This window comes from Parabacteroides sp. HGS0025 (assembly GCF_000969845.1).
Lineage (GTDB): Bacteria > Bacteroidota > Bacteroidia > Bacteroidales > Tannerellaceae > Parabacteroides > Parabacteroides gordonii.
In genome coordinates this window covers 298,111-311,831 of record NZ_KQ033902.1, presented here as the reverse complement: position 1 = coordinate 311,831, position 13,721 = coordinate 298,111, and the positions used below count along the sequence as shown (strand labels likewise).

The 13,721-nt window shown below is 43.0% G+C and carries 8 protein-coding genes; 6 read left to right on the top strand and 2 right to left on the bottom strand.

Annotation, left to right across the window (positions count from 1 at the left end; genetic code table 11):
• The first annotated feature begins 110 nt into the window (after positions 1 to 110).
• Complete coding sequence (locus tag HMPREF1212_RS01045) at positions 111 to 2,798, top strand: S9 family peptidase (protein WP_046148119.1); 2,688 nt, start codon at positions 111 to 113, stop codon at positions 2,796 to 2,798.
• Positions 2,799 to 3,264: 466 nt separating this feature from the next.
• The gene (locus HMPREF1212_RS01040; protein WP_046148118.1) at positions 3,265 to 4,581 is read left to right on the top strand and encodes a DUF4933 domain-containing protein; all 1,317 of its coding nucleotides are present in this window, start codon (positions 3,265 to 3,267) and stop codon (positions 4,579 to 4,581) included.
• Positions 4,582 to 4,589: 8 nt separating this feature from the next.
• Here the strand turns inward: HMPREF1212_RS01040 and HMPREF1212_RS01035 are convergent, their stop codons facing one another.
• Positions 4,590 to 5,402: a response regulator gene (locus HMPREF1212_RS01035; protein ID WP_046148117.1), complete on the bottom strand. Its 813-nt coding sequence runs from the start codon at positions 5,400 to 5,402 to the stop codon at positions 4,590 to 4,592.
• A gap of 276 nt (positions 5,403 to 5,678) precedes the next feature.
• Here HMPREF1212_RS01035 and HMPREF1212_RS01030 point away from each other — a divergent pair, with 276 nt between their 5' ends.
• Complete coding sequence (locus HMPREF1212_RS01030; RefSeq protein ID WP_046148116.1) at positions 5,679 to 8,075, top strand: ABC transporter permease; 2,397 nt, start codon at positions 5,679 to 5,681, stop codon at positions 8,073 to 8,075.
• Positions 8,076 to 8,088: 13 nt separating this feature from the next.
• Entirely contained in the window at positions 8,089 to 10,488 is a 2,400-nt protein-coding gene (locus tag HMPREF1212_RS01025; RefSeq protein ID WP_046148115.1) for an ABC transporter permease, read from the top strand.
• A gap of 143 nt (positions 10,489 to 10,631) precedes the next feature.
• Here HMPREF1212_RS01025 and fsa read toward each other — a convergent pair whose 3' ends face one another.
• Positions 10,632 to 11,291: a fructose-6-phosphate aldolase gene (gene fsa, locus HMPREF1212_RS01020; protein WP_046148114.1), complete on the bottom strand. Its 660-nt coding sequence runs from the start codon at positions 11,289 to 11,291 to the stop codon at positions 10,632 to 10,634.
• 583 nt (positions 11,292 to 11,874) lie between these two features.
• Here fsa and HMPREF1212_RS01015 point away from each other — a divergent pair.
• A complete protein-coding gene (locus HMPREF1212_RS01015; protein WP_052724898.1) occupies positions 11,875 to 12,396 on the top strand; it encodes an RNA polymerase sigma-70 factor in 522 nt (173 codons plus the stop codon).
• Between the two features lie 53 nt (positions 12,397 to 12,449).
• Complete coding sequence (locus HMPREF1212_RS01010; protein WP_046148113.1) at positions 12,450 to 13,622, top strand: FecR family protein; 1,173 nt, start codon at positions 12,450 to 12,452, stop codon at positions 13,620 to 13,622.
• Positions 13,623 to 13,721 lie beyond the last annotated feature (99 nt).

Here is a 13,721-nt window from a genome sequence, read left to right as displayed (position 1 = left end):
TATAGCACTTAATGAAGGCGGAGTACCTGTAAAGGTCTCCGCTTTTTTTGTGGTAAAATCAAAAAGTCGTAATATTGCATATCATAAACATAACACACGTAATCGATCTTATGAGGTATCTTAAACAATTGGGATTTTTTATTTGTCTGAGTGCTTATTGTACACTTTCTGCACAGGAAGCTAAAAAGGCAATGACATTCGAGGAGATGGTTAGCTGGAAACGGATCACCGAACAATCTATTTCGCATGATGGCAAGTGGGTAGCCTGCAAAATGGAACCCTGGAGAGGAGACGCCAGCATACTGGTTTATAACGCTAAAGGAGAAATGACAGCCTCTTTCCGTCCGGCAGGACATGCTGAATTTTCAGCATCTTCCCGCTATCTGCTGGTCACAAAAAAGCCGGAACTGGAAAAAGTAGAGGCCTTGAAACTGAAAAAGGCCAAAGAAGAAGAGATGCCTGCTGACGAACTGATCATCTTCAATCTTCCCGATAAGAAAGAGACGATCGACTCTTTAAAATCATACAAACTCTCTGAAACTGCAGACTGGATCGCCTATAAAAGAAACAGTAAATCAGATACCGTATTGCACGTCCGCTCACTGGACGGACTCAAAGAGACGATAATGGCTGACGTAAAAGAGTTTGGTTTCGCTAAAAAAGGAAATATCTTATATTATACAACAGACTCCACCTTATCCACCTTCACTCCCGATAAAGGCCGCTCGTTGATCTTTGAAGGAAAAGGAGTTATCAAAAAAGTTTCTTTCGATGAAACAGGTAACAAAATAGCTTTTCTGCATAGCCCCGATAAAGATTCTACAGCCACACAATGTACCCTTTATCTATCGGAAAATAATGCACCTGCCCGCCAGATCGCAGACCGGGAACAAAGTTTTATCCCTGCCGGCTGGGTGATCAGCGAAAATGGCGACCTTCGTTTCTCGGAGAATGCACAACGTCTTTTCTTCGGTACAGCCCCGGCTCCCCAACAAAAGGACACGACCGTATTGGCCGATAACCGTCCCGATGTACAGATATGGAAATGGGATGAAGCCGTACAATATACCCAACAGGTGTTCAACAAGGAAAAGGATCTGAAAAAGTCCTATGCCGCAGTATACAACATTCCCGAAAACAAGCTGATTCAGTTGGCTGACAAAGAAATACCGACTCTTCAGACTGCTGCGGAAGGCAACGCATCCATAGCATTGTTATCGACCAATCTGCCCTACGCAACAGAACAGATGTGGGAAGGCAGAAGCCGCTACGATATTTATACAGTCAACCTCGAAACCGGTGACCGCCAGCAAATCAAAAAAGCGACCAATACCCATATGCTTCTCTCCCCGAAAGGTGCTTATGCTTACTGGTATTGTGCACAAGACAGCTCCTGGTATACACGTTCTATGAGTGATGGTAAAGAATATCGCCTGACGACTCCCGCTTCATTTACAGCTTGGGATGAGGATAATGACGTGCCCGACTATCCGTCACCTCACGGACTGGCCGGATGGACTGCCGACGACCAATATCTATTGATCTATGACCGGTATGATATCTGGAAATTCGATCCTACGGCTCAGACATCCCCCGTCAACCTTACTCTGAACGGACGCAAAGAACAGTTATCATACCGACTGGTTAAGCTGGATAAGGAGAAGAAGTTCATCAATCTGACTGAACCTCAATTACTGCTGGCTTTCAACGAAAAGACGAAAGGCTCGGGATATTACAACGCACACCTTTCAGCGCCTGCCGTGCCTAAAACATTACTGGCCGGAAACTTCATGCTGAAAACTCCGGTAAAGGCAAAAGATGCCAATGCCGTAATTTATACATCCGAGACATTCGAACAATACCCGGACATCCGCCTGTCAGACCTGGCCTTCAAAAAGTCTGTCCGGTTGACAAACGGGGGCGAACAACAAGCCGACATAAACTGGGGCACAGCAGAGCCGGTATCATGGATATCACTGGACGGAACGCCCTTGGAAGGGGTTGTCTACAAACCGGAGAACTTCGATCCGAACAAGAAATACCCGGTTATCGTGAATTTCTACGAGCGTAATTCGGAAACCCTTTATGCTTACCACATGCCGGAACCTCATCGTTCAACGATCGATTATCATTTCTATACCAGCAACGGATATATCATTTTCAATCCGGATGTACGTTATGTAGACGGTTATCCCGGAGAAAGTTGCTATAACTGCGTTATGCCGGGTATCACCTCACTGATCGCCAAAGGATATGTTGATGAAAAAGCTATCGGCGCCCAGGGGCACAGCTGGGGCGGATATCAGGTGGCTTATCTGGCAACCCGCACAAGCCTGTTCTCTGCTATCGAGTCAGGTGCACCGGTCGTTAACATGTTCAGTGCATACGGTGGTATCCGCTGGGGATCAGGGCTGAACCGTTCTTTCCAGTATGAACACGGACAGAGCCGTATTGGCGGTACACCGTGGGATTCACCGCTGCAATACATGGAAAACTCTCCTTTGTTCAATATGGATAAGGTGGAAACTCCGATCCTGATCATGCACAACGATAACGACGGTCATGTGCCCTGGTATCAGGGTATCGAGTACTTCGTCGCACTCAAACGCCTGCAGAAACCGGTATGGATGCTAAACTATCCGGGAGAGATCCACTGGCCGATGCGTCTGGCAAACCGTATCGATTTCCAGAAACGTATGTTCCAGTTTTTCCAGCATTATCTGAACAAACAGCCAATGCCCCAATGGATGAGTGAAGGCGTTCCCGCTGTCGATCAGGAATTCAAGTTGGGTTACTAAAATTTAAGGATAAAACCGGCACGAACACAAAGTGCCGGTTTTTTGTTTATAGCGTTTACCAACAGGGTTATCAACAAAGTTATCAACAGGTTAATTTACAGATATACAGACAATAAACTATATTCTGCTTCAGTTACCAACAACTGTAAAGTAACTAATTAACAGATAGGATCAGGATAACATTTTCAAGGAATTTCAGATGTGGTCATAGCTATAAGGAGCGGCAAAAGTATTATAAAAACTTCAGATATCAGGCATTTTTACAGAAGAATATAATGATCCCAATCCAAGATACGTAAATCCATGTCAGTTTTTCTTTCAGATTAAAGCACAAACAAAACCTTTTAATCAACTAAATACAACTATTTTACTAACAATCCGTAAACAAACGATAAAATCGTATTTAATAATCACCATTCAATAAATAATTCTTATTTTTGAACCAATCAATTTAATACCTGATATCATGAAAACATATCCCGTCCTGATTTGTCTTTGTACAGCATGGATCAGCATACTGAGCAGTTGTAAAGGAAAAGAAGATAAGAGTATCCCTCCGCTCACTCCTCCTAAATACAGCGGAAAGGTAGATCTATCCGCAGCTCCGGCCAATATAGATGTAGCAGAGGCGCTCGACAAATCTACAACACCTCTGAAGCTAAGTCAGATCGCTTCACAAATAGATTATTACATCGTTGGAGATGGGAACTATACGATTACACAAGCTATCGCCGTGCCGGACAGTGATGCTTTTATCACATTCAACAATCCCCGGATCTATTACCGGAAAGCCGGAATTCCCAGCAAGCGTTATGGCTTCAAAGCTTTAGTTTATAAGTGGAATAATGATGTAAACGGGCATAATCTGTTTTACGACAAAAAGACCACCCGGATGTATTGTGCTTTAAGCGGCAGGGATCAAAATAACAAGGAAAGCCTGGAGCTTTTCGATCCGCAAATCGGAGCATTACCTCCGTTGGATACAATGCTGACTATCGACCGGTATATTTTCCCGGAAATTTTGGAGGAGAAATATACCGTCAACCTGAGAAACGACAAGCTGCTGGGCTTCTCTTCCAACGGCTACATGTTAAGTCATTATGAAGACTCCTGCGGTATCCCCACCAGCATGATGACCTTTAATCCGGCAGGAGAAACACTCTGCAAGTTTGATTTAAAGGGTAAATCCTCTTTATCCCGGGAGCAGACGGATAATATTCCTTTTTTCCAGACCTCTTACTGGAACGACACGCAAGACCGGATGACTTTTATGATCCCGTTCTGCGACACCGTATATCAACTTCGCGATCCGCAAACAGTCGTACCATTATACGCTATCAATTTAGGGAAACATGGCATTTTCGCGGACTATGAGGTTGGAAAAGAAATAAAAGACGGTAAAATATGGCTTCGTACTTTATACGAAAACCCGAAAGGGTTATTCATGGGAATGTACCAGAAGAACGGGCCAAAGATTTTATCCTGGCTGAATTTCGAATACGAATACAAACCGACACTGAGTTATCAGGCTGTTTATCTGAAAGAGGAAGGAAAAACATATATCCTCCCCAAGAGAGAGAAAGGATTCATCAACGACCTGGATGGCGGATTTACTTTCTGGCCGGACGGTCAGACGGATGAATACCTGTACATGATCCTCACATTAACCGAAATGAGGCTTAATGTGAAACGAACCGGCTCTCCACAACAGCAGAAACTAATCGATATGCTCGATAACAAAAGGATAAAGGAAAATCAGTATGTGATGATCGTTGTTAAATAGACCGTTCTTTACAGGTTGTATTTCTTCATCTTATTATAAAGCGTCTGGCGGCTGATATTCAGTTGCTGGGCGCAAAGGGTAAGGTTGCCTTTCTTCTCGGCAAGCACTTCGCTGATGAATTGTTTTTCCATTTCGTCCAATGTCACAGGGCGGGAAGCCGGAGTTGCTGAGTCTTCTATATAAAAATCATCGGCATCCAATAAGGAAGCATTGGAAAGTAATACCGCCCGTTCAATCGTTTGTTGCAAAGCGGCCAAATCGCCGTTGAGCATCATTGCCGACAGTTTTTGCAGAGCTTCAGGCGTGATGCCCGGAAAAGGTTTACCGTAGGCCGTCGCATATTTGCGCAGAAGGGAATTGACAAGTAAGACAACTACGGAATCTGTTTCTTCCGAAGGGAACCCGGAATCCTTCCGAAAGGAATTTTGTTTTCTCCCGGAACGGGCTTTCCAGGCAGCAAGGACGGTCGAGAGCAGTTTCTCGTTATCCCACGGCTTCACTACGAAATCGGCAGCCCCTCTTTTCAGGGAAGCGACGGCCAGTTCGATATCGCCAAAAGCAGTGATCAGGATCACTGCCGGAGGGTTTGGGCGTTCGCGGATACGATCCAGCCAAAACAGTCCTTCTCCCCCGCTCTGTTTGCCTGTCCCAAAATTCATATCCAGCAAAACGACATCCACGTCATCTTCCCGGAGCAAAGCAGGCAACAAGGTCGGTTGCGAGGTACAAACCACTGTCCGGAACTCGCGCGAAAGGATCATCCGCAACGTTTTAAGCACCGCTTCGTTATCGTCTACCACTATTATCTTTCCGTCTATCATAACCGGAGCAAAGATAAAAGGATAATCCGTTATTCTATTTCCAAAGAGAAAAAACTTTCAGCAGACAACCTGCGCCGAACGGAGCAGATGATGCTTTCCGAAGCAAGCATGCCGTCTGCTCCGAGGCGAGCATACTATCTGCTCCGGTCGGAGCAGGCTCCATGTAGAGAAGCACTGTCCAATTATTAGACGTTTCGCATCGGCAACCGGATTATTTTCTCTTATTCTTTGCCTTACAAACGAAAAGAGAATAGTTTTACGGAAAATATTATTCAGATGAAAACAATCGCATTCAAACTCGTCCTGCGTAGCTGGTGGCGGAATAAGACATTCTCCATTATCTCGATCGTCAGCCTGGCAATCGGGATTGCCTGTACGAACCTGCTGGCTGTGTTTACCATTCATGAATACGGTATAGAGAAAGGGAACCCGAATAAGGAACATATCTGGGTACTCAGCCAGGACTGGCCGATGAAAAACGGGGAGAAAACGATATATGCGGGGGCTGAAATCCCCGGAATGCTGAAAGATAAATACACCGAGGTCAAAAGTTATCTCCGGATAAGCGGACAAACCGTCAAATATATTTCCATTGATAATGTGAAACATGCCCCTGTCCGCCTTGTCTCCGCAGATCCGTCTTTAGCGGAGTTTTTCCCTTATAAAGTACTCTACGGAGATCTGAAAGAGGCCTTGACCCAGCCTGATAAACTGGCCCTGACAGAACAAACAGCCCGAAAACTTTTCGGGAAAGCCAATCCGATCGGTAAAATAATTCATTTCAGCCTTCCTGATGAAGAATTGAACACCAAAGGCAGTGCAAACAACGAACACGCTTACCAGATTGCCGCCATTATTGCCGACAGGGAACAATCGTTTTTAAACCTGGAAGCGATAACGGCTATTTCTGATTCTTTCTATGGCGGTACCAGCCTGTTACTGATGAACAGGCCGATCGACCGGAAAGCTTTTGAAGCACAATTAAAGAAAGACAAAATACCGACTTTACAGGGTGACGTGGGAAATTACTACCTGAACACGCTACAGGAAAGTTACTTCTACACTTCCGAGCAACAAAAATCGGACTATCTGAATTATCGGCAGCCGGTATTGCTTTATGTCGGGCTGATCTCCGCTATCCTGATCCTCTTGATAGCCTGTTTTAATTATATCAACCTCAACTTTTCACGCTTGCTGCAACAGGTGCGGATGATCCATACACAGAAACTGATGGGGGCAACCGGAAAAGAGATCAACCGGCAATTATTTATCGATACCTTTCTTACGGTTCTGATCGCCTTCTTTTTTTCCTTGCTGATCACACACGATTTATTGCCGGTCTTCAATTCGATCGTAAACGGCCGGTTGCATACAGCCTTCTTCTTCAACTGGCAATCCCTGCCTTTGATCTGCGGGTTTATCTTACTTCTGTCTGTTGTTCCGGCTGCTTATATGAGCCGGAAGATTTCCGGACTTTCCAGCGCCGGCTATAAAGAGTTTTTCACCGGGAATAAAAAGAGAAGGATCGTTACCTCCTTATCTATTGCACAATACGTTATCGCCATCGGTCTTATCATCGCCACACTGACGGTAAACGACCAGATCGGTTTTATCCGAAAAGGAGGTGAAAATTACAAGAACCTGATCGAAATAGGGAATTGGCAGGAAGACGGTTCTTACATCCGCCCCTTGGCCCGTGAATTAAAGAACCACCCGGAGATAGCGCATGTTTCCCTTGCCGGAGGTTCCATCCTGGACAGCTGGATAGTACAAACAGTCCTGAAAAATGAAGACGGCAGCGAAAGGTACGTTCCTCAACTCAATTACTTCGGCGATTCCGGCATTCTGGACGCTTTGCAGGTAAAGTTATTGGAAGGCCTTCCGCCCGATAAAGCCCTGGAAAAACAGGGCCGCCCGGTCTACATAAACGAGAAGTATGCCGAGCTATTGGTCAGCAAAGGGGAAGATCCCATCGGAAAGCCGTTGAGTGTCTTTGAATTCAATAATAACAGCGAAGATTCTGCGGATGGCACACCGGTTACAACAGTTGCCGGGATCGTCAGCAATCTTTATACAAATTCATTGGAAAATGAGGTGTATCCTTTTACTGTCCAGATCAATAACAGTGAAAAAAGTACATACAACTATATCTACATACGTCTCAACGGCGATAAAGAAAAATCCATCGCCACGATCCGACAGGTATGGAACAAGGTCAATCCGGGGAAATATTTCTCTTATCAGGATGTTTACCAATACTTTCTATCCCGCAATCATAAAGTGACCGAATTGTCGCAACTCCTGCTGATGTACTCCATCATCAGTATCTTCCTGACCTGTTTCGGGTTGTTCGGAATGGCTTTATATGCTACGGAACAACGTACCAAAGAGATCGGTATCCGGAAAGTGAACGGGGCGACAAGTTCACAGATCATGTTGTTGCTGAACAGGCAATTTATCAATTGGATAAGCATCGCTTTTGTTATCGCCATTCCTATCACCTGGTCGTTGATGAACCGTTGGTTGGAAAGTTTCGTATATCGTACGGAGATCGGCATCGGTATTTATCTGACGGGCGGACTGTTCGTTCTGTTCATTACCCTACTTACTGTCAGCTGGCATAGCTACAAAGCGGCTTCCGGCAATCCCGTTAACGTTTTAAAAAGTGAATAAACCGGTTACAAATATGAAAACAGTAGCATTCAAACTCGTCTTTCGCAGTTGGTGGCGGAACAAAACATTTTCAGTCATCTCGATTGTCAGCCTAGCGATCGGCATTGCCTGTACTAATCTGCTGGCCGTATTTGTCATCCATGAATACAACCTGGAAGCGGATAACCCGAACCGGGAGACCATTTATATGATGGATCAGGATTCGCCGATCCAACCAGGTGAACGGGTTTGTTTCACTGCCGGTGGTATTGCGAACGAGATCAAAGAAAAATATCCGGAAATCATAGATCATGTCTGCCTCAATAATATCGGAATGGATTACATAAAAGTAAACAATACCCGTTTCAACCCCATCATAATCATGATAGCAGAAGCCTCGTTTCCCCATTTCTTCCCTTATAAGGTATTATATGGAGATTTGAACGAGGTGTTGACACAACCGAACAAGATCGCCTTATCGGAGAAATGCGCCCGAAAGTATTTCGGCAAAGAAAATCCGATCGGTCAAACGATCATAACAGGTGAAAACTATGCAATGACACGCATACAGGAAAACGAAGAGGGAAATAATGAAACGACCTATCAGATTGCAGCTGTCCTGAAATCGCGTGAACAATCTTATATCGACTTCGATGCCGTAATCGGAAATGACGGGCCACTCCCCGGAGGAGTATGTCTGTTTATGACTAATCGCCCGATCGACACCAAAAAGTTTGCCGAAAAAATCCATAAAGACGGCATACAAACCTTTGTACCTAATGGGAAATATAGCCTGTACACTTTACAAGAAAGTTATTTCAAAAAATACACACAGGAAAGTTATTTCTTCATGACCAGCCGACAGAAGACATTGCTTTATGTCGGACTGATCTCCGCCATTCTTATCCTGCTAATTGCCTGTTTCAATTATATCAATCTCAACTTCTCCCGCCTGTTGCAACAAGTGCGGATGATCCATACGGAAAAACTGATGGGAGCAACAAAAAACGATATCAACCGCCAGCTATTTATCGATACATTCCTGACCGTCATGGTAGCCTTCCTGTTATCTTTGCTGATAACACATGATCTGATCCCGATATTCAATTCGATCACTTCCGGAAAGATAGAGACTTCTTTTTTCTTTAACAGACAGGCATTACCGGTTATCACACTGTTCATACTCCTGTTATCGATCATTCCTTCCGTTTATATCAGCCGGAAAATATCCAAACTATCGGCCTCCGGCTACCGCGAGTTTTTCACCGGAAACAAGAAAAGAAGGATCGTAACGGCTCTTTCGATTGCCCAATATACAGTCTCTATCGGGCTGATCATCGCAACACTTACAGTTAACAACCAACTTCATTTTATACAAAACAAAGCGGAAGGATATCACGGATTAATCGAGGTGGGCAATTGGGGAGCAGACAATTCCTACTTACCGGCTTTTGCACGCGAAATAAGAAAAATACCCGGCGTAGAAAATGTAACACTTACAGGTGGTCCTTTACTAAACATGGGAATAACTCCCGTAGATATAAAAAACCAGAATGGAAGTGAAAGCCATTATATGAAAGCGCAATACATGGGAGGACGTGATTTCCTGAGAACATTAAAAATCGACATCATACAGGGAGTTGAGCCGGATAAGGCGCTCGGACAATTCCAAAGTCCGGCCTATATCACCCGGAAATATGCAGACCTACTGATTCCGCCGGGAGAAAATCCGGTCGGCCAGCTACTGAGTAAATACGACAAAGATTCAAAAGAATATGAAAAGGACAGTAACCACCCTAAAGTGGTCGTTGCAGGTATTGTCGAAAATATGTTTGCCAATTCACTCGAAGAAGATGTTTTCCCCAGTATCATTTACATCGGCCAGGATGATGATAAGCGATATGCTTTTGCAGAAATCAAAGTAGACAGAGAACGTCAGCAAACAATCGCTACCATTAAAGAAGTATGGGAAAAGATGAATCCCGGTAAATATTTCACTTTTCAGGATGTTTATAAAGAATTCATGCAACGCAACAGGAGAACAAGCGAACTGGCAGAATTAATGATTATGTACTCGCTGATCAGTATCTTCCTGACTTGTTTCGGCCTGTTCGGTATGGCATTATACGCTACGGAACAACGCACGAAAGAAATAGGCATCCGGAAAGTAAACGGAGCCAGCACATTAGGGATCATGTTATTGCTGAACAAACAATTTATAGGCTGGATAGGAATAGCCTTCGTTATTGCCATCCCTATCGTCTGGCTGTTCCTCAACCGGTGGCTGGAACAATTTCCGTATCACACCGATATGTCTGTTTTCCACTTCCTTCTTGGCGGAATCACCGTACTGTTTATAACATTACTGACCGTCAGTTGGCATACTTACAAGGCAGCTTCGGGCAATCCCGTTAACGTTTTAAGAAGCGAATAGATTTCCTCACAGTTTCTTCAGCAGGAAACTCCAGTTTCTTCCATAGGAAACGCCAGTTCCCACCAGAAGAAACTCCAGTTTCCTGCGGAGGAAATTACAGTTTCCTTATTAAAAAAATTCAGGAAACTGCAATACGCTGAAGGTCAACCATTATTGACTTTTTTATAATCTGCCAGGAACGTAGCCAAACCACTATCGGTAAGCGGGTGTTTCAACAGACCTTTGATAGCTGACAAGGGGCAAGTTGCCACATCTGCACCCGCTTCAATACACTGGATAATATGTTGTGTACTGCGGATCGAAGCGGCAAGCACCTGTGTTTCGTAAGCATAATAAGAAAACATGTCGACAATACCTTTCACCAGTCCAATACCGTCACTGGAAATATCATCCAGACGTCCCACGAAAGGAGATACATAAGTAGCACCGGCTTTTGCCGCTAAAAGAGCCTGCCCACGGGAGAAGACCAGTGTACAATTGGTACGGATCCCTTCATCACTAAAATGTTTGATTGCTTTGATACCGGCTTCAATACAAGGAACTTTCACCACGATATGCGGGTTCAGGGCTGCAAGCTCCTTGCCTTCCTTTATCATTCCTTCATAATCGGTTGCAATTACCTCTGCACTGACATCACCGTCTACGATCTCACAAATCTTCAGATAATGTGCACGCTGATTCTCTACTCCTTTAATCCCTTCTTTGGCCATTAACGACGGGTTGGTAGTAACGCCATCCAATACGCCCAAATCGTTTGCTTCCCGAATCTGATCCAGGTTCGCCGTGTCGATAAAAAACTTCATTGCTTTATATGTTTATAAATGTTTCTATTTAAAGAACACATTTACTATCGTATAGTTTATTTTAGAGTGATGTATTTAGAATGTTGAAAAATATTAATAGAAAAACTGATAGTTAGAGAAAGTAAATAGAGAAAGAACAAATTAAGATACAAACATAAAATAAGGACAGATTATCAATCATTTGATCAAGATTAAAAACGCATACTTTCAGGTACAAATTGCATTAGTTCTGTAAGAACTAACGCGGTAGTATAAATGTAATTTTCTGATATACAGTAGTATGGCTAGAATTGATATTATCTCCTTATTCTGTGAAAACTGATAGTTTATATGGTTGTTAACAAAAGAGCTTTGTATTGTCGGATTATTCTTCAACATTTAACCTATTATTTCAAAAATAGACTATATTTGCATCCGTAGGTATGTAGTTCTTACAGAACTCATATACATAATACGCAAAAAGCAGGCATCTGGAATGCAATAGGAACAGGGAAATTCAACAGAGATTCAAAGCGACAATGTGATGAGAAATAGCAGAGACTTACAAATTGTTACACTCTTTATCAGATAACAAAAACTACTTATGCGAATAGCAGACGGACCAATATTTGAAAAATTATTCCGGGAATATTATTCTCACCTATGTAATTATGCCGGCCAATTTATTGCAGACAGCCAAACCAGAGAAGATATTGTACAGGTATTTTTCATTTCTGTCTGGGAAAAAGAGCACCTGTCCGTTACACGGGAGACTTTCCTCCCCTACGCTTATCGTGCCATAAAAAACAGCTGCATAAACTACTACAAATCAGAGATGATCAAGGAGGACTTCATCACCATCCTTGCAGAAGAATGGAAAGATCAGTTGAATGAAGAGGAAGATTTCATATACCGGAAAGAAGTGCAACAGGCTTTGCAGAAGCTTCCTGAAAAATGTCGTAATGTATTCCTCTTGAAATGCGTTACTGAATTAAAGTACAAAGAAATAGCCGAGGTATCCAATATATCCGTAAACACTGTAAAATATCACCTGGGAGAAGCTTTCCGCATCATGCGCGAAGAGCTGAAACATCTCTCTTTCTTATTTTTCCTGTTTTTTTTCTGAAACGACCTACCCATTTTGTCTTCTCCGATTGTCAATAATAAAAAAGAAGAAAAATGAAGTCTGAAACAATATATCAAATCATCCTTTCCGTTCTGGCCGACGAAGCCACAAATGAAGAACACATTCTCTTCTCGCAATGGATAAAAAAATCAGAAGAAAACAGGAAGGAGTATAACAGAATAAAACGATTGTATCAGATCTCATTACGCCTTCCCAAAGAAACGCGAGTCGATACAGAACAGGCCTGGCAAATAGTACGAAATCAGACGATCGACAAAAAGAAAATATTTAAATTCCCTGTATGGACACGTTATGCAGCAATGGTTGCGATCATTGTATCTCTCGGCATAATCCTATTTAACGAAGAAGTTCCTTCCGATACTCTCAGCCAGATGGAACAAATTGATATAAAAGAGTTTGTAGAACCTACGCTACTTTTAGAGAACGGAGAGAAAATTGCATTGAGTGAAGAATCCTTTTCCATCAAACAAGAACAGGTTGTCATCAAGAATGACAAGGACAACAAACTCGTTTATGAAGCTAAAAAGGAGGTTACTAAAAAAACGGTTTTAAACAACCACCTGGTCATCCCCAAGGGAAGGACTTACCGGCTACATCTTGAAGACGGAAGCCGTATCTGGCTGAACTCTGAATCAGAGCTCATTTATCCGGAGCAGTTCATCGGAGACAAACGTGAAGTAACACTTATCGGAGAAGCCTTTTTTGAAGTTACTCCCAATCCGGAGAAACCCTTTTTCGTAAAAACCAAAGGTATAGAAATCATTGTATTAGGAACATCTTTCAATGTCTCTTGCTACGGAAAAGAGAATACGATCAGTACAACTCTTGTAGAAGGCTCTGTCTCCATACATACGGAACAGGGGGAAAAACAGATAATCACGCCCTCCGAACAATTCACCTATAATAAGAAAAATCACCTGACAAATATTCAGACGGTGAATACGGAACTTTATACTTCATGGATAAACGGCAAATACATTTTCAAAGATGCAACGCTGGAAGAGATCATCGACAAATTACAACGTTGGCATGATATCTATCCGAATTATATGGAGGAAGAGCTGAAAAGTAAACGTTTCTCAATCACAATAGACCGTCAATCGACATTAGACCAAATACTGGAAGTGATTAGTTTCACTTCTGATGTAAAATTAGAGAAAGCAGGAAATAGTATTAACATCAAAAAGCAAAGGAGGGAAGAATGACGTAAATCACACAATGGAAAAACAGAAGAGGTAGTATGGATCAGATACTACCCCTACACAGATCAAAAAATTAAAATCATTTGTTTAACCTGTAAATTA